Source organism: Siminovitchia thermophila (assembly GCF_016909185.1).
GTDB lineage: Bacteria > Bacillota > Bacilli > Bacillales > Bacillaceae_C > Siminovitchia > Siminovitchia thermophila.
On the sequence record NZ_JAFBFH010000011.1, the window covers coordinates 20,085 to 37,423 of the forward strand.

General features: G+C 40.0%; 16 protein-coding genes and 4 pseudogenes. 11 read left to right on the forward strand and 9 right to left on the reverse strand.

What is annotated here, in order from left to right; all coding sequences use genetic code 11:
- Positions 1-190: 190 nt before the first annotated feature.
- From JOC94_RS09200 to JOC94_RS09210, 4 genes and pseudogenes are all read right to left on the reverse strand, one after another.
- A pseudogene (locus tag JOC94_RS09200) lies at positions 191-361 on the reverse strand (IS4 family transposase); the annotation flags it as partial.
- 51 nt (positions 362-412) lie between these two features.
- Positions 413-625, reverse strand: coding sequence for an ATP-binding protein (locus tag JOC94_RS23520; RefSeq protein ID WP_408021912.1), 213 nt, complete (start codon positions 623-625; stop codon positions 413-415).
- 103 nt (positions 626-728) lie between these two features.
- The gene (locus JOC94_RS22900) at positions 729-956 is read right to left on the reverse strand and encodes an ATP-binding protein (RefSeq protein WP_236017045.1); all 228 of its coding nucleotides are present in this window, start codon (positions 954-956) and stop codon (positions 729-731) included.
- Between the two features lie 256 nt (positions 957-1,212).
- Positions 1,213-1,724 (reverse strand): annotated as a pseudogene (locus JOC94_RS09210) (DUF4372 domain-containing protein); the annotation flags it as partial.
- A 414-nt stretch (positions 1,725-2,138) separates the two neighbouring features.
- On the opposite strand from JOC94_RS09210, the gene JOC94_RS09215 reads away from it, so the two are divergent.
- From JOC94_RS09215 to JOC94_RS09235, 6 genes are all read left to right on the forward strand, one after another.
- Positions 2,139-2,531, forward strand: a complete 393-nt coding sequence (locus JOC94_RS09215) for a transposase family protein (protein ID WP_205179211.1) — start codon at positions 2,139-2,141, stop codon at positions 2,529-2,531.
- A gap of 2 nt (positions 2,532-2,533) precedes the next feature.
- Positions 2,534-2,731: a transposase gene (locus JOC94_RS23525; protein ID WP_205179215.1), complete on the forward strand. Its 198-nt coding sequence runs from the start codon at positions 2,534-2,536 to the stop codon at positions 2,729-2,731.
- 357 nt (positions 2,732-3,088) lie between these two features.
- Positions 3,089-3,337, forward strand: coding sequence for a hypothetical protein (locus JOC94_RS23170; protein ID WP_268920973.1), 249 nt, complete (start codon positions 3,089-3,091; stop codon positions 3,335-3,337).
- Positions 3,309-3,500, forward strand: coding sequence for a UDP-N-acetylglucosamine 2-epimerase (locus JOC94_RS23175; protein WP_268920967.1), 192 nt, complete (start codon positions 3,309-3,311; stop codon positions 3,498-3,500). The genes JOC94_RS23170 and JOC94_RS23175 overlap by 29 nt, the downstream gene beginning before the upstream one ends.
- Positions 3,501-3,872: 372 nt before the next feature.
- Positions 3,873-5,186 (forward strand): nucleotide sugar dehydrogenase, encoded by a 1,314-nt coding sequence (locus JOC94_RS09230; RefSeq protein WP_205179216.1) that lies wholly within the window; start codon positions 3,873-3,875, stop codon positions 5,184-5,186.
- A 96-nt stretch (positions 5,187-5,282) separates the two neighbouring features.
- Positions 5,283-6,404: a glycosyltransferase gene (locus JOC94_RS09235; RefSeq protein WP_205179217.1), complete on the forward strand. Its 1,122-nt coding sequence runs from the start codon at positions 5,283-5,285 to the stop codon at positions 6,402-6,404.
- Positions 6,405-6,418: 14 nt separating this feature from the next.
- On the opposite strand, the gene JOC94_RS23180 is transcribed toward JOC94_RS09235, so the two are convergent.
- The 4 genes from JOC94_RS23180 to JOC94_RS09250 all read right to left on the reverse strand — a co-directional run bounded on the left by JOC94_RS23180 (position 6,419) and on the right by JOC94_RS09250 (position 11,254).
- Positions 6,419-6,841, reverse strand: a complete 423-nt coding sequence (locus JOC94_RS23180; protein ID WP_328799788.1) for a transposase — start codon at positions 6,839-6,841, stop codon at positions 6,419-6,421.
- A 13-nt stretch (positions 6,842-6,854) separates the two neighbouring features.
- On the reverse strand, positions 6,855-7,550 hold the full coding sequence (locus JOC94_RS23185) for an ISL3 family transposase (protein ID WP_328799789.1): 696 nt from the start codon (positions 7,548-7,550) through the stop codon (positions 6,855-6,857).
- A 220-nt stretch (positions 7,551-7,770) separates the two neighbouring features.
- Positions 7,771-8,766, reverse strand: coding sequence for an LCP family protein (locus JOC94_RS09245; RefSeq protein ID WP_205179219.1), 996 nt, complete (start codon positions 8,764-8,766; stop codon positions 7,771-7,773).
- 955 nt (positions 8,767-9,721) lie between these two features.
- Positions 9,722-11,254: a glycosyltransferase family 2 protein gene (locus JOC94_RS09250; RefSeq protein WP_077114430.1), complete on the reverse strand. Its 1,533-nt coding sequence runs from the start codon at positions 11,252-11,254 to the stop codon at positions 9,722-9,724.
- A gap of 123 nt (positions 11,255-11,377) precedes the next feature.
- Here JOC94_RS09250 and JOC94_RS09255 point away from each other — a divergent pair.
- The 4 genes and pseudogenes from JOC94_RS09255 to JOC94_RS09270 form a co-directional block, all read left to right on the forward strand.
- Positions 11,378-12,574, forward strand: a pseudogene (locus JOC94_RS09255) (CDP-glycerol glycerophosphotransferase family protein); the annotation flags it as partial.
- A 13-nt stretch (positions 12,575-12,587) separates the two neighbouring features.
- Positions 12,588-13,406, forward strand: a complete 819-nt coding sequence (locus JOC94_RS09260; protein WP_077114428.1) for an ABC transporter permease — start codon at positions 12,588-12,590, stop codon at positions 13,404-13,406.
- Positions 13,407-13,420: 14 nt separating this feature from the next.
- Complete coding sequence (gene tagH / locus JOC94_RS09265; protein ID WP_077114426.1) at positions 13,421-14,227, forward strand: teichoic acids export ABC transporter ATP-binding subunit TagH; 807 nt, start codon at positions 13,421-13,423, stop codon at positions 14,225-14,227.
- Positions 14,228-14,306: 79 nt separating this feature from the next.
- Positions 14,307-15,341 (forward strand): glycosyltransferase family 4 protein, encoded by a 1,035-nt coding sequence (locus tag JOC94_RS09270; protein WP_083717781.1) that lies wholly within the window; start codon positions 14,307-14,309, stop codon positions 15,339-15,341.
- A gap of 771 nt (positions 15,342-16,112) precedes the next feature.
- Here the strand turns inward: JOC94_RS09270 and JOC94_RS09275 are convergent.
- On the reverse strand, positions 16,113-16,676 hold the full coding sequence (locus JOC94_RS09275; protein ID WP_139345771.1) for an SGNH/GDSL hydrolase family protein: 564 nt from the start codon (positions 16,674-16,676) through the stop codon (positions 16,113-16,115).
- A 14-nt stretch (positions 16,677-16,690) separates the two neighbouring features.
- Between JOC94_RS09275 and JOC94_RS09280 the strand changes: the two are divergent.
- Positions 16,691-16,946 (forward strand): annotated as a pseudogene (locus tag JOC94_RS09280) (RidA family protein); the annotation flags it as partial.
- Positions 16,947-17,339 lie beyond the last annotated feature (393 nt).

Here is a 17,339-nt window from a genome sequence, read left to right on the forward strand (position 1 = left end):
AGCAAGGTAATTATCCAAGTCAAATATTTTAATAGCAAGGAAGCACTAGTGTTGCATAAAATTTGATGGGATTTTCCGCTTATTTGTTTTCCCTGTTAAGAGCCAAAAAAGTAAATACCTAACTACAGGTGGTTCCATCCATTTGAGATTTATTTATAATTAGACTTTAAGAGCGATGACAACTTACTTATCAGGGAACGCCTTTTCCTTCAATTTTTCGAAGCCAAATATGCGCTGGCTTCCACAAAGCAGCCCGTAGATAACGGCTGATTTGTAAGGTTTTTCGTTTGCTTCCTGTTTCTATTTGTTCGAGAACATGTAGGCAAAAAACAATCAGTGCGATGAACACTTGATTTTGGATGTTTGGGATTCTTGCCCCGGGGAAAGAATCCCAAACACCCCGCCGATAATGTTACCTTTCTTCGTTTGCCTGATGCTCCATACTTTGACGGAAACGGTACGATTCTCCGTTTAGTAAGTGAATATGTGATTGATGTGTCAATCGATCGAGTAATGCAGCTGTCACCTTATCATTTCCAAAAACGTTCGTCCATTCAGAGAATGCTAGATTGGTCGTGATAATCACGCTCGCGCTTTCATATCTACTTGAAAAGATTGGAACAATAACCCTGCTCCTGTTTTAGAGAGAGGGACGTAACCTAGTTTATCTACGATGCTCAAATCAAATTTGAGCCACTTTTTCTCAAATGCTCAAGCCTATTTCTTCATTAACCATTAGTAATTCCTTTACCAGTGCAGAAGCAGTGATAAACCATTTCTATCCCCAAAGCTATGGACAGATATGTTTTTCCTGTGCCACTATTTCCAAGAAAAATGAGTTTCTCTTTCTTTTCTACAAACTTTCCTTTCGCTAAAGTGATAAAGCGATTTTTATTCAGACTTGGCACTAGGCTAAAATCATAAGTATTAATGTCTATGTGGCCTGTTTGAGCCAACTTTGTTTTTGATTTTCTTCTCTTGCTTGTAGTTCTGTTTCTAGTAACGCTAATAAGTATCCTTCATAACTTATATTTCGTTCTTCAGCTTCTCTTGCGAGAGAACGATACTATCTTCCAATTGTAGGCATTCTTAACTGTGTAACAATGTGATCTAGCATTAGTTTCGTATTCATTTCATCTGACCTCCTGTTAACTGTTCATATTGTAACTATATTCGACTTTTTAACTTTAGGCTCAATTATCAACAAATACAAAACACATACATGCATTCCTTGTCATCCACCATGTCTTCAAGCTGACCACGTTCGTGTTCTTTGGCATTGATATGACGGCTTTTTCGGGATAGGAAGTTCCTTTTTCCATAAATACAAGGCGTAGATGCAGTTTCACGCCGGCTTTTGTTTTGCGGAACTTTTCCCACCTATGGTTAGTTAAATTCAGTGGCAATGTGCTTGAATCTATGATTTTTAACGACATTACAAGTTTTGTATAGTGATTTTTGGCATGAATTTGTGGGACTAAGTCAAGGAAAAGCCTTTGAAATAGATCTGGATTCATGCCATTTAATCGGCGTGACAGCTACGAAATACTGATCGAATCAAGGTCAATCTCTTTTTGAAAATGATCATCGAAAAGACAATCACTTAGCGTATGAAGACTTTCTACTTCATGTAGCTGAGAAAAAAGCAGTAATTTTAGGAATGACTCTGTCGTTAATTTTTTCGTATAGAAATCTAATTTCATGGTTTTCACCTTAGAAAAAAATGGACGTACTGTTCAGGAAATTTACAATACCATTACCGAACAGGGATATAAAGGTCCCTATAGTTCTGTACGAGTGCTAGTTACCGAAATTCGCAGAAAACGAAAACAGAGGGACAAACACTTCAGCCATCAAGCTATTACACAAGAAATGAAATTCGTCGAGCTTTATGGCAATGGAGGTATTCTACAAAAGAAAAAGACAAGGCGTTCGTTGATGATTTCTTAAACGATATCCAGAACTACGCCCCTATTTTGCTTCATTCAAGGCTTTCGAGAGGCGGTTTCAAACCGGGATAAAGAACATTTACGGGAAATTGTCCTGTTTGAAAAAAGGGTTCTTACGCACTTTTGATGGGTGTTATTTGACAATAAAATGGGAATATAACAACCAAAAGGAAAAAGAGCGTGATACTCATGAAAAATGTTCTGAAACGACTAGATCCCTTTCTTAAGGTTGAATCGGTATTAGAGGAATCTGATCGAATGGAGTTTGTTGTGTTTGTTTCCTCGTCTTCCGCCCTATGCCCAACATGCGGCAAGCGTTCGTTTAATCGTCATAGCTCCTATATGCGTAAGATTTCAGATCTCCCTATAGAAGAACGTAAAGTTTTTATTCATGTAAAATCTTATAAATGGTTCTGCAAAAATAGCAAATGTGAGAGACAAGTATTTACAGAACGACTACCTTGGATAGCTCCTTATCGCAGACGTACTCAGCGACTGGAAAATGCTCTTCGAGAGGTTGCATTTTCAACGCATGCAATGCAGGCAGAAAAAAGTGTGCCGGACATTAGGTATGCCGGTTAGCCATGATTCTTTATTGCGTCTTATCTACAAAACACCTCTGCCAAAAAAGGAGAGTCCCTTTCGTTGGTATTGATGATTTTGCTTTCAAACGGCGACATAAGTATGGGGTTATTATTTGCGATGCTCAAACATCTCATCCCATTGACTTATTACCCGATCGAACAGCTGAAACATTTAAGACATGGTTGCTGGAAAATTAAGCAGAATACAAGCTGAAACAAGTAAGAACAACTGAAACCAAAGAATTATTTAATGCCTGCTTGACGCAAATGCCTTTCACTTCTAGCTCAGAAAAAAACAAATTAAGTTCATTCGGCAGTTGATTATATTGGCTATTTTGATCTATTATAGTAGGAACGCCTCTTCTGTGGTAGTGATCTCAGACAATCTCACTGTACCAAAAAATGAGGTGTTTTTTCATTTCTTACTGCAGATGTCAAGGTTATGATTGGCAAGCCTTCGTACTAAGACTACCAATGATTACACACTAGTTGATTGGTGCGAAAGTTGAGTTAATTACCATTCATAGAGCTGAGAATACCGATGATTTTGAAAAAATGAGTCGGATTATTGATGCTTTTTCTCAAATAAAAGGGCCAAAAGTTTGGCCAGTCCACCCACGTACAAAAAAGAAGCTTCATTATTTTGGACTGGATATTAACAAGATACCTGATCTGCATATTATTGAACCAGTCGGATATTTAGATATGTTGAAATTAGAAAATCTTGAATTGAAAATTGTAACATTCAGGCGGGGTTCAAAAAGAAGCATATTTCATGGAAGTTCCTTGTGTTACTTTGCGTGAGCAAACGGAGTGGGTCGAGACACTGGAATCGGAAGCTAACATTGTTGGTACGGATACTCAAAAGATCGTGGATGCTGTATATAAATCAATTTCGCCGAACTATGAAGCATATTTTGGAGAAGCGGATGCATCTAAAAAAATTGTTGAATTGTTGTCAAAGTAATTAACTGTCAAGCTTTTCTAAGGCGTATAAAGCGTTTTTCCTTATTTTGTAAAAAAGCAATACAGGCTGTTATTAATAGATAAGACAGAATGTATTACCTCTCCCGTATGATTAAGCTACTATTTCCCTTTGTTTTTTTGTGTTATAATGAATTCCGTAAATGAAGCGTGAATCTCACAATATTAAAAGGTTGTTCGTGCTTGTGAGTTTTTTTAATGATGAATTTCGGGGATACTTTTACTAAGTTTCTGCATTATAATTTCGTATGGCAAGTTTTTGATCATACGTCGTATGTTATTTAATTGGGGAAGTTATAAGCTTGCTCAATAAAATCACATAACAATTTCTTAAGAGTAGGGGAGGAGGTCAATTTTGACCATTGTAAATACTTTATTAAAGAAGATTGAAGTGAAAGAGGCCATTATTGGTGTCGTTGGACTTGGTTATGTAGGATTGCCGTTAGCTGTTGAAAAAGCGAAGGCTGGTTTTAAAGTCATTGGCTTTGATATACAAGAAAGTCGAGTAAACCTTGTGAATGAAGGTCATAACTATATTGGCGATGTCGTGGATGAAGATTTGTCAAAAATGGTGAAGTTGGGAAGATTGGAAGCAACAACTGATTATCAACGTATTCAGGAAGTAGATGCTGTAGCCATCTGTGTTCCAACACCGTTAGATCGGCATATGCAACCCGATACGTCTTATGTACGCCAATCAAGCAAGGAAATAGCAAAATATGCACATGAAGGCATGCTCGTTGTACTGGAATCGACCACATATCCCGGAACAACGGAAGAAATTATTAGCCCGGTTTTAGAAGCTAATGGGCTTGTCGTCGGAGAAAACGTATTTGTCGCCTATTCACCGGAACGCGTCGATCCGGGTAACAAGCTTTATAATACAAAAAACACTCCCAAAGTTGTTGGAGGGATTACCTCAAATTGTACAGCAGTAGCTTCAGCGCTTTATCGGGCTGTACTGGATGGGGAAGTTCATGAAGTCTCAAGCCCCGCTGTTGCAGAGATGGAAAAAATATTCGAAAACACATTCAGGCATATCAATATCGCATTGGCAAATGAAATGGCTATTTTATGTGATAAGATGGATATTGATGTTTGGGAAGTGATTAATGCTGCAAAAACAAAACCGTATGGTTTTATGGCATTTTATCCCGGTCCTGGCCTTGGCGGCCATTGTATACCAATCGATCCATTTTACTTAACCTGGAAGGCGCGGGAGTACAATTATCATACAAGATTGATTGAATTAGCGGGTGAAATCAATAATTCAATGCCTGAATTTGTCGTGCATAAATGCTTGGAAATATTAAATGAGTTTGGAAAGGCATTAAAGGGTTCAACTGTAGCAGTTCTTGGTGTTTCGTATAAGAAAGATATTGATGATGTAAGAGAATCGCCATCCCTTTCCATCATTTCCATGTTGAAGCAAAGAGGGGCCGAAGTGATTTCAATTGACCCACATGTAGCAAGTTTTAAACTTGATCATCAAGTAGTTGAAACGGTTCTTCTCACTGAAAAAGCAATCCAAAGTGCGGATTTAACTCTAATTCTGACGGATCATAGTGCCTTTGATTACGATTTAGTAGCCCGGTCAAGCAAAGCAATATTTGATACTAGGAATGCAATGAGTAAACAAGAAAAAATGGACAACTATTATAAGCTCTGAAAAATATAAGTAAAAAAAACAATAAATAATAGGCATGTCCTACTATTTATTGTTTTTTTATCGTTTTTTAAAGGAAAGCTAAAGGGAGACATAAACATGAGAATATGTTTTTTGGCGCCGGCCAATTCCATTCATACAATCAAATGGGTAAATGCTTTTGCTGAAAAAAATTATGAAGTTCATTTATTGACAATACATACACCTGATATAAAAGCATTGCATCCCAAGATCAAAGTTCATAAATTGTTGTTTCACGCCCCTGTAGGATATTATTTGAACGCATTGCAAGGGAAAAGGCTGTTAAACAAAATAAAGCCGGATCTATTTCATGTTCACTATGCAAGTGGATATGGGACTTTGGGACGGTTAATCAACTTTCATCCAATGATCTTGTCGGTGTGGGGGAGCGATGTTTTTGAGTTTCCTTATCAAAGTCGCTTCAAAGAGAAAACCTTGAAAAGGAATTTACAGAGTGCTGATCAAATCCTTTCAACGAGTTATAGTATGAAAATCCAAACAGAGAAATTCCTAAAACCGGAAACTGATATCAGGGTAACCCCATTTGGGGTTGATACGACAAAATTTAAACGTTACGAACAGAAGGAAAGCCTAGATAACAGTATAACAATCGGTATGATAAAACTTTTGGAGCCTATTTATGGAGCTAAATATTTAATTGAAGCATTTGCGAAGGTCTTAACCGACATAGGAAACAATGATGAGAACAATACAATAAACCTTAAGCTTTTGTTTGTAGGTGATGGGAGCGGGAGGGAAGCATTAGAACAAATGGTAGGAAAAAAAGGAATACAAAAGCACGTTGAATTTGTTGGGGCTGTTCCAAATGATCAAGTACCATTGTGGTTGAACCGCATCGATGTTTTTTGTGCACCGAGTCTTAGTGAAAGCTTTGGTGTGGCAGTAATTGAGGCATCTGCTTGTGAAACTCCTGTTGTTGTCTCAAATGTGGGGGGATTGCCGGAAGTTGTAATAGATGAAGTTACCGGTTTTATCGTAGAACCGAAACATGTGGAACAGTTGGCGGAGAAAATCCTTATTCTTGTTAATGATCAATCATTGCGCAAACAGATGGGGGCTGCCGGTAGAAAGTTTGTATTAGAGAATTATGCTTGGGAAAAGAACGTAGGCACTATGGAAAGCATTTATATTGAAACGGTTACAAATAAAGGTTCTATGTCAAATGTTGGGGTGGAGTGAGATGCAATCTCACCCTACCCAACATGACTTCCAATTTTTTTATACTTATGTAAAAGAAGTATTCTTGCCCTTAGGAAGTTCCTAAATCCAAAGGCGTTCCTCTTCATGACTTTCGTTAGGTTATTAATTCCCTCCAAAAAACCATTTGAGTAACCAAATAAAAAGCTGTTTAGTACCTCTGTCTGCCAGTTCTTGAATGTACGGATAGCCTTCACAAATTCAGGGATGCCCTCTTGTTCTACCTTCCTATAAAAATCCATTAATCCTTGCTTGGTTTCTTGGATCTTAGCCTGTCCATTTTCCTTGGCTTGCTTAAACCAACAGCAGTAGGACTCTTTCAACTCGTAAGCCCTGTGAAGTTCTTCGTCCATCCCAAGGTACCTGTCCAAATACCAGCGGTCCTCTTCGGTCAGCTTTGCCCTGTCTTTGTAAAACACATAGCGCATCCTTTTACATTTCTGCAGGTATATCATTCCAATCAGACCGGATTCTTCTTCTGACCCCGTCAAGAGCCCAATAAATATAACGGCAAAAATAAAAACGATCTGCTACAATAACTGGCTTCCCCAACGCCTTTCGGACAGCTGCTTTAAAAGAAGGGCTCATATCCATAATGACCACTTCCACATTGGTTCCATGTTTTTGGAGATAATCCTTGATGGTCTTCTTTTTTCGGTTTGGCAAGATATCAATCGGTTCCTTTGTCTCCCCGTCAGCAATAATCAATTGATATTTTCCTTCCTTTGTATCTCCCTTGTACTCATCGATGGCGATCACCCTGGGCAGTTCTTGAACCTCTGTCATTTCCTTTACGGCCAAACGATCAAACCCTGCGCATGATGGTCGATACGGAGACGCCAAACTGCTCGGCTGTTTCCTTAAACGTCTTGGCTGCACGATCCGAATGGATACTGCCCGATTCCATTCGATAGAAAGCCGTTGATATCGATGAACAAAAGGGTTGTCCTCCGCAAATCGCTTCCCGCACGAACAGGCATAACGGCGCTTTTTGTAGAATAGGTACGTCAACCGTTCAAACCACTTTAAATGTTTGATCTTTTGGATCCGATAATCATGAGTTTTCTTGGTCCTCTCCCCACAGCTGGGACACTTAAGTACCTTGACAGCCATTTCTACATGAAGCACAATACGATCTTCCACTTCTTATTTTTATGGTAAAATTCATTTGCACGCAACTCCAATCTTTTCTTGTTTCTAGGCAATTCAAGTATAAGAGAATTGGAAGTTTGCGTGTATATTTTTATGGGCAAATTGTTTGAAAACCCCAACATTTATAGAGCCAAAATAAAAGGCTGCACCAAAAAGGGTAACCCTATCCTTACGGTGCGGCCTTTCGTTTGCTCATTTATTCATTTATGCTTTCTCCGGTGTTGTCTATGTTGTCTTCTATTTCAAGGATCTGGCTTAATTCATTCCTTACTTCATTAATCGATTCAGTATGGGGAACAAAATAGTAAACGTCGTTGATTCTCGTGTCTTCACCTTCAAGTTGCAGTATGTTGATCTCTTGATTTTTAATTTCGTTGTAAAAATTTCTGAGTCCGAGTAGTTCGTTTAATGATATGTTTGTTTTCGTGCTGTCGCTCACTGCATCAATGGCATTATCAATTTTGGCCAATGAGCTGATGGAAAGAGCTTTATCTGCAATGGCTCTAAGTGCAATCTGTTGCCTTTCCTGGCGTCCAAAATCACCGCGCGGATCTTCTTTTCTCATTTGTACAAATGCTAATGCTTCACGTCCGTTTAGTTTCGCTTCCCCTTGATTGAAGTATATCATGTTTCCGTCCATACCCACTTGCTTAAAGTCAAACGGCACATCAACCGTTATACCGCCCAGTTCATTGACAATGTCCTGAAAGCCTTTAATATTTGTTTCGACATAATAATCAACAGGAAGTTCAAATAAATCTTCGACGGCTTGTATAGTTGCTTGTACTCCGCCAAATGCATAGGCATGGTTGATTTTATCTTTTTTGCCTTCTGTTTTAATGTAGGTCCTTGTATCCCTTGGAATGCTTAAAGTTGCCACTTCTTTGGTCTCTGGATTCAGTGTGACTAACAATAAGGCATCCGAGCGGCCAGGACCGTCTTCTAAATAATCCTCTACACCGATAAGTAGAATCGATACAGGATCCTTACCTAGTTTTACATCTTCTATCCTATATTCTGATTTTTCGCGTTCTAGTTCGGTATATGACTTCCCGGCAGCATTTTTAATTGTAAAAAATAAGTAGCCGCCATATGTTAAAGGTGCCCCTACTAAAAGTAAAATTATGAAAAAGACAAATATTTTAAGTTTCTTTCTTTTTTTCTTCTTTTTTATTAACCTGGTTTGTTCCATGCACAGGTACCTCTTTTCGAATTAAATTAACAGCTCAAATTGTTGTCTAATTATGAAGGACAACTTGTACCAGTAGTGAAGAATGCAGCGCGTTCTTAAGTTGTTTGCAAAATCGTGACGTGCAGTTTTTTCAAATCATCGGCACCATTTTAATATTCTACAAAAGAATAGCATACTGAAGTCTATTTTTGAAGATGTTTGGCGAAGATTGTAAAGCTGAAATTGTGACAGTAATATTAAGTTGCTAAAGAAAAAAAGCTCCGTCCTTTGATTTCAATGAGTTTCCGCAAATCTAAATACCCAAAGAAAGGAGCGTCTTTAGGTGCAGTTTACTACAAATCTAGTCATTATAACAGTTGTCCTTGGGTTGAACCACGCAAGCATTATTTCCAGTTTATGAATTCATCCAGTTTTTGGAAAACTTGGTTGTTTTAGACAGACTAAGAAAGCAATCCACAACCCCTGTTACGGAAGATCATGATCGGATTGTTTCCTGTCATAGGTGTAGCTAACGGGTTCGCCATTCCGGTTTTTCGATCTGCACTATTACATACAATCCATTATATCACAATATTTCAGCAGTATTTGTAAGAAATGGTGGAGTATCCTCTATGAAGGCAAATTCTCCGAATTGGTTTTTCTTGTGTTGAAAATTTCCATTCCTTCAAAAGGTCAGGCTCATTTTTAGGTTCTATCAAAAGGGTGGGCTGTTTCCAACTAATCCGAAGTGATATTCAATTCCCTCTTTCAAGCGGGTATTTGGACGTATCTTCCCGGTTATACAGCATAAAAAACAGGTGTCCAAAAAGCTTTGGACACCCTTTGCCCCACTATGTTGGATATCTTTGCTTCGGTACCCTGTAACCTGTTGGGAACTCTTCTGCAATTCCAGTTGTTACGCCTTCTGGAACGCGAATTTGACTTCCGGCAAACGTGTCTGCCCTCATTTTCAACTCTACTTGATATTCACTCCAATGTTATCCCCGATTGTTGTATAAAAATCAATTTGCCGCTTATCGTAATCAAAAATTCGACGCGCGTTCATTTTGATCGGCAATTTTTGATAGTCACAGTAGCGAATGAACATGAAGTGGCTCGCGGAAGAGAGTTCGGCCAGGCGCTCAAATGGAATTTCAATTTCATACAGCTCTCCGCCCGCATGGCGAATGGGCAACTCGATTTCATTCAATTCGTTATGACGCTGGCGAATGACAAATGAATGTAGTTTGTCCATATAGTCACCGTAAATCTTGACTCGTAATAAAAAACGATCAGCTTCCTTGACTTGGTCGTGGTGCAGTGCGAGCATTCTGATTCGGGCCCATTGGTACGGCTCATCAAGGGGCAGTCGGTAGTATGGCAATCCTTGCCTAATGACTGTTTCTTTTGTCGTATCTTTCAGGCTCCACTCAATTAATCTGACAATGTCGTCATAGCGATTTTGCTTGAAAAGATCAACGAGCACTTTATGCCAAGGTTCGAAAAAATTTTCGGTAAAGTCGTACCGCAGCCCTTTCGTCGTTTCCAACACCTCCGCAAATTTCTTGTAATACTTGTCTTTTCGAAGGGATCGCAAGAAGTGGTGGCGGTTGAACAGCCTGGTGATGCAATCAAATTCGTATAAACGGTTCAAAACCATCCGCTCAATGTTTTCCGGCAACTGTTTCTTGATGACATTCCGAATGACTTCCAAGTTCGTATCCGTTTTTTCAAAAATAGATGTTTTGGAAACGAGGCTTTTATTGTCCCGATAACGATTGACGTAATAAATAACCTCTTTTGTAGTCGATATGTTCGGACAGTTTGTTAAAACATCAATGAAAAATTGTTTATCTTCCGCAAACCTCATATGCGGAAAACGGCAGTTGTGTTGTCTTAAAAATTCCGTTCTCATCATTCTCGCCGTCGGCCCCAAATGCTGAAAAATATGGGGAATCGTGCAGGGATTTATCGATTCTCGATACTCGCAACTGTTGTACTCTCCAGTGATGACAAACTTATTATCTTCCACTTTAATCGTTCTTCCAATCCCGTAAGGATCTCCCGTTTTTTCTAACAATTGGTGTAGGACTGCAATTCCGTTTTTACTCAGCCAGTCATCTGAATCAATAAACATGAGATACTTGCCTTTTGCCAAATCAATTCCGACATTTCTCGGCTTCGCAGGAGAACCGTTATTGCTTTTAAAAAAAACGGGAACGATATTTGAATAAGAACGGGCGTACTCCATAATGATCGGCCGCGAATTGTCTGTTGACTTATCATCCAGTATCAAAAATTCGATATTTTCAAAGCCGATCGTTTGCCGGATAACGGAATCAATTGTTTTTCGCAGTGTTTTTTCCGCGTTATATACAGGCATGACGACCGAAACTTTAAATTCCCTGTTCCGGTTGGCTGGATGGACGTAATAACCTTCAGGATTATACTCAAACCGCGATCTTCCATTTGTAAAAGTGGCATACATGCGAGTCAGGAATGAAAACATGGTAATCCTCCCATAAGCGTATCAGTTAACCGTATTATGAGCTTTACACCCTCATTTTATAAGTTCTCCCCGGTTTATTACCCGATTCATTGGACATACTTTTCAATATGGCATTCCAAATGGAGCACGGTGATGGTGATGAGTAAAAAACTTAAAAAAAAGCTTTTAAAAATATACAAAAAGACGTTTAGATGGTTGGCTTTAATATTGCCGAAAAACAAGAACCTCATTGTGTTTGAAAGTTTTTTGGGAAAGCAGTACAGCTGTAATCCAAGGGCTATTTATGAATTTTTAAGAGACCATCATTCGGGATATAAAATGGTGTGGAGTGTTGATAAGCGTTGTACGGAGAAATTTGACAAACACGGTATCCCATATGTCAGGCGCTTTTCTCTTGAATGGCTTTTTACGGTGACCAGAGCGAAATATTGGGTGACGAATTGCCGATTTCCGCTTTGGATGACCAAATCCCCGAAAACCATTTATGTCCAAACATGGCATGGCACGCCGTTAAAAAAGCTCGGACTTGACATGGAAGAGGTGCACATGCCGGGGACAAACACGAATAAATATAAGCGAAACTTTGTAAGAGAATCCGGAAAATGGGATGTTTTAATTTCACCGAATGCATACTCGACGGAGATTTTTAAGCGGGCATTTCTTTTTGGAAAAAAAATGATTGAAGCGGGCTATCCCCGGAACGATTTTTTAATCCATAACAACAATACTAAAAAAATCGCGGAAATCAAGAAGTCATGCGGCTTGCCAATGGAGAAAAAGGTCATTTTATATGCCCCGACATGGCGGGATAATCAGTACTACGGCAAAGGCCGGTATAAATTTGACATTCAGCTTGATTTTGCAGCCTTAAAAAGGGAGCTTGCCGATGAATATATTATCATATTCCGGCTCCATTATCTTGTTGCGGAACATCTTGATCTGTCAGGCTATGAAGGATTTATGTACGATTTTTCCCAACATGAAGATATTCGTGACCTGTATCTCATTTCGGACATCCTTGTTACCGATTATTCTTCCGTCTTTTTTGATTTTGCCAACTTAAAGCGGCCGATGATTTTTTTCGTGTATGACATTGAAGATTACCGGGACAAATTACGCGGCTTTTATTTTGATTTTGAAAAAGAGGCCCCGGGTCCCTTGGTTAAAACGACTGATGATCTAATTCACGAAATTAAGAGCATGAAATATCAAATCGACTCTAACACATTGCAAGCTTTTTATGACAAATTTTGTTATTTGGATAAAGGGAATGCCAGTGAACGGGTCGTCAATGAAGTATTCAACGTACGCCCGCTGTGAAAGGGTTTTTTTCATGAAATCTGCATGGAACGTCTTGAAAGAGCAAATCGGGCATTTCTATTTGATCCGGAGGCTGTCCCTTTATGAATTAAAAAGCAAAAATAAAAGCAACTACCTTGGGATGGCGTGGGAAGTGATCAGCCCGGTCATTCAAATTTTGATATACTGGTTCGTTTTCGGGAGCATCCGCCAACGGGCGAATATCGAAGTGGTTCCCGGGTTTGAAGTGCCCTTTATCTATTGGTTGCTGGGCGGTTTTGTGTTATGGACCTTTTTTTATCAAGCCGTCATTCAAGGGTCAAAATCGATTTATACACGTTTGCTCATACTGTCAAAAATGAATTTTCCGATGAGCGTTATACCAAACATCGTCATTTTCTCGCAGTTTTACACGCACTTGATATTACTTGGCATTACAATCCTGATATTTCAAGTATCCGGCTATTTTGTGACGATTTATTTCTTGCAAATCTTTTACTTTATTTTCGCGACTTTTTTCTTGGTATTCGCCATTTCGTTGATTACCTCCACGTTGTCGACGATCATTCGCGATGTACATATGCTGCTGAACGCGACATTGAGAATGCTTCTATATTTGTCGCCTGTTTTATGGCAAGTCACCATTTTAGAAGACCCGCTTCCGACCATTATGAAAATCAATCCACTATATTATTTAATTGAAGGATATCGGGCCGCACTGTTTGGAACGGGCTGGTATTTTGCCGAACACTGGAGATATTCGCTTTATTTCTGGGCGGTCGCCATTATATTGCTCCTATTTGGCGCAAGGCTGCATATGAAATTCAGGAGACATTTTATTGATTACTTATAACAGGTCGTGATGAAATGGAAAAAGCAATTATCGCCAGAAACGTCACTAAAAAATATAAATTGTACAATGGAACGAAAGAGCGTCTGTTTGATTTGATTTTTCCCAAAGATTATGGCGAGGATTTCTATGCATTGGCCAATGTCAGTTTTGAAGTTGAAAAAGGCGAATCCGTCGGGTTTATGGGCATGAACGGATCAGGGAAGTCAACGTTGGCGAACATCGTCGCCGGGATTGTTCCCGAAACGTCGGGTACGGTGGAATTAAGCGGACAGGCGGCATTGATCGCAGTAGCTGCAGGACTCAAAGGAGACTTGTCCGGGCGGGATAACATTGAATTAAAGCTGCTCATGCTCGGTTTTTCGAAAGAAGAAATCAAAGCATTGGAACCGGAAATCATCGATTTTTCGGAGTTGGGAAAATTCATCGATCAACCCGTGAAGTCATATTCAAGCGGTATGAGATCCCGTCTCGGATTTTCCATCTCTGTCCATATCGATCCCGATATTTTACTCATTGACGAGGCACTTTCCGTTGGAGACAGGGCGTTTGCTGAAAAAAGCCTCGATAAAATGAAGGAATTTAAAAAGAGGGGAAAAACACTCATCTTCGTTAGCCATTCACTCGGACAGATGAGACAGTTTTGCGAAAAAATTCTTTGGCTTGAGTACGGGATGGTGAAAGGTTTTGGCGCTGTGGATAAAATGATTCCGCAATACGAAACATTTTTAAGCGATTTTAAAAAAATGTCACGGGAAGAAAAGGAAATGTACAAAGAGAAGGCCATGGAACGACAGAAGGAATTCCTTTTGCCACAAGTATAATCTCCCATCATTTACATGATAAAACTTGTGGTACTTCACCTCATAGCTACACATGATAAGGTGGAGGAGGAAGGTTCCAGTGATATATGTAGTGCCGTTGATTTGTTTTATCATCTCGATCGCTTTGACTCCGGCCGTGAAACGATTGGCCTATTATTGGGGAGCTATCGATCAGCCGAATCAGCGAAAAATTCATCAAAAGCCGATGCCGCTTTTGGGCGGTCTTGCCATCTTCGCCAGTTTTTTGGCAGGTGTCATTCTCGTTTTGCCATTCGACCAGCGTGTGTTCACGATCGTGGTTGGGGGAGTCATCATTGTCATGACTGGCATCCTTGACGACATGCTACAATTACCTCCACATATGAAACTCCTTGGGCAGATCGCGGCAGGCGGCGTTGTCATTTATGGCGGATTGGTGATCACCGAATTGAACATTCCGTTTGGAGGGCAGTTCGTGCTCGGCTTTGTTAGTGTTCCGATCACTCTGTTGTGGGTGGTCGGTATCACAAACGCCATCAATTTGATCGACGGGTTGGACGGGTTGGCTGCTGGCGTATCGGCCATTGCTTTTTCAGCCATCACCTTCATGGCATTCCTTCATGGTGATTTTTTTGTACTCGTTCTTGGATTGATATGTATTGGCAGCACCCTCGGCTTTCTCGTGTACAATTTTTATCCGGCTAAAATGTTCATGGGAGACACCGGCGCCTTGTTTCTCGGCTACATGATCGCTGTTCTCTCCCTTCTCGGATTTAAAAGCGTTACCTTTATCTCCTTCATAATTCCGATCATCATGTTGGGTGTGCCCATTTCTGACACGCTATTTGCCATTATTAGACGTATTCTTCATAAAAAACCAATTGCCGCCCCTGACAAAGCTCACTTACACCATTGCCTGCTGCTAATAGGGTTTTCCCACCGGCAAGCAGTGCTTCTGATCTATGCGATTGCGGCTCTATTCAGCCTGGCAGGAATTATTTTTTCCATGGCCACCGCCTGGCTGTCCATCGTCATCCTTTGCATCTTGATCATTGCCTTGCAAATTTTTGCGGAAGCCCTTGGTCTTGTGGGCGAAAACTACAAACCGCTTCTGACCATGATCAGGAGAAAATAGCTGAATTTTCTGCGGGTTATGCTTCTACAGCCCGTCTTTAATCAAAATTTGTCTGGGAACATCGCAAATAACTTTTTAAGCCACCGTTTCAAGGTAAATGACCGGGAAATCCAAAGCTTGTTTCAAAATAGAGTGCTAAAAAATCGACTTAATTGTGGCCGCGATCACCACATATCCACGATTGTTTTTATAAAACTTTGAGCCAATGCTAATTATTTTCCCAAATTGGATGAATTGAAAGTAACCCTTCGTGGCTTGAAAAAGGAAATGTTGTATGTTATGCAGTCAGCGATAGACAACTCATGCGGATACAAGCTCCGATGGATAATGGAAGAGTGAGTCTACGGCGGATCGAAACATGGTTTATCCTGGATAGAAAAGGAGTCAAGCAGGACTAATCGTGCTTCATCCAGAATCAGAATACATTACTCAGACTCTGCCCACAAAAATGTTTGAATATTTGGCTGCGGGAATTCCAGTTAAGATTTCCGTTATGAAAAAAATTGACGCGAATGTGGTATTTGTGTCGATCTATTAAATCTAGAAGAAATTACTTACGCCATCCAACGGAGGAGATGGGGAACAACGGAAAAAGGGCAGAACAAAATGCAATTGGGACAATGAAAGCAACAAGGAGCATATAAAAAGCTTCTGTTGGATCTGAGTGGAAGGCAATCCCTTTTTGTAAGGGACTGTGGCAGAAGGCGCAAGCCATTGTTCCCGTACATATGGAAAAGCCGGTCAGAATTTATCTGCCCGGCTTTTCTTTTCCTATGCATCTGCAATAAAATATTCATTTAAATAGGTAAACCACACTTCATGTCCTTTATCATTTGGAGCGCTTTGATCCTCTAATAAATAGGAGCGCAGTTCTTCATTTTCCACAGCCGGCCATTTGGCCCAGTGATTCAAAAAGGGCAAGTTGTTATCCTTGGCAAACTTTTCTAACGCCTCCACTTCTGATGGATAAAAAGTGGCATTGTGGATAGGATGCGGCGGCTGCAAAATGACGACAGCCTCTTCTTTCTCCTTTTGAACAGTGGATATAAAGGTGTGAATGTTTTCATGGCTGTCTTCCAAGGTAACTGTTCCATTATCATTTAATGTGAATGGTTCAAATAAAACGATATCAGGTTGGAATTCGGCTACTTCTTTGCCGTGGCCGGAAGTTATAAATTGATCCGACTGTTCTTCATATTGGAAAATCTTCACGTCGAGTGTTTCCCCATATGCATCAGCCAATGCTTTTTGCAATTGAATAGACCAGCCATTCGCTTCTTCTCCAAGCGCTTTCGAGCCGACAAGGGCCAATTTAAATGGCTGTTCATTCAACATGGCGCTTTCGCGAGGGCGATATCGAAGCTCAAACTCGACAGACGCTTGAAAATCTCGATCGCGTACTGCAGGGGTTTGATGTCACAAAGTCCAATCTCGCTTACATCGAGATCTATTTAACAAATGCGCAAGAGCATACTGAACCAGTCATCCGGCTGTTAAAGGAATACATGGGACAACATCGGCCGGCCGGCAGCCTCATCGGCGTGAAATTACTTGGCATTCCCGGAGCAACTGATCGAAATCAGCGCCGTCGCACACACGGACTAAGGGGAAAATGAAAATAGGGGAATCAACTTGATTGACCGAACCCCGGATTGTAAACAATCTTAGAAAAAGTTCATCTATTCGGGGTTTTTTTATTTTTTTAAAAAGGTTCAATTCGATTTTAAAAATTTCCTGTTGTGTGCTCATCACTTTCTTTGCAAAATTATAAACGTCGCCACTTTATTTTCGTAACATTATACACATGTTTAACAATTAAAAGAGGTTCCTTTTTCCCAATAGTGACAAGTTAGATTAGGAAGTGGGCAAAAGAAATTTCGTTCATTGATCATGTCGCTCATAGGAACGAAGGGCATGGCAACATAAGTATCAGGAGAAATCGCTTGACCAGGATGTGTTTGGACACAATGAAGTACAGTCTGCAGTACCAGCTTTAGG

Bases quoted from the DNA above. Each gene is read 5' to 3' on its own strand.
- JOC94_RS09245 (WP_205179219.1), bottom strand. From the start codon at position 8,766: ATGGAACAAACCAGGTTAATAAAAAAGAAGAAAAAAAGAAAGAAACTT.
- JOC94_RS09235 (WP_205179217.1), top strand. From the start codon at position 5,283: ATGAGAATATGTTTTTTGGCGCCGGCCAATTCCATTCATACAATCAAA.
- JOC94_RS23525 (WP_205179215.1), top strand. From the start codon at position 2,534: ATGATTCTTTATTGCGTCTTATCTACAAAACACCTCTGCCAAAAAAGG.
- tagH (WP_077114426.1), top strand. From the start codon at position 13,421: ATGGAAAAAGCAATTATCGCCAGAAACGTCACTAAAAAATATAAATTG.
- JOC94_RS23170 (WP_268920973.1), top strand. From the start codon at position 3,089: ATGAGTCGGATTATTGATGCTTTTTCTCAAATAAAAGGGCCAAAAGTT.
- JOC94_RS09250 (WP_077114430.1), bottom strand. From the start codon at position 11,254: ATGTTTTCATTCCTGACTCGCATGTATGCCACTTTTACAAATGGAAGA.
- JOC94_RS23175 (WP_268920967.1), top strand. From the start codon at position 3,309: ATGGAAGTTCCTTGTGTTACTTTGCGTGAGCAAACGGAGTGGGTCGAG.
- JOC94_RS09275 (WP_139345771.1), bottom strand. From the start codon at position 16,676: ATGTTGAATGAACAGCCATTTAAATTGGCCCTTGTCGGCTCGAAAGCG.
- JOC94_RS09215 (WP_205179211.1), top strand. From the start codon at position 2,139: ATGAAAAATGTTCTGAAACGACTAGATCCCTTTCTTAAGGTTGAATCG.
- JOC94_RS09260 (WP_077114428.1), top strand. From the start codon at position 12,588: ATGAAATCTGCATGGAACGTCTTGAAAGAGCAAATCGGGCATTTCTAT.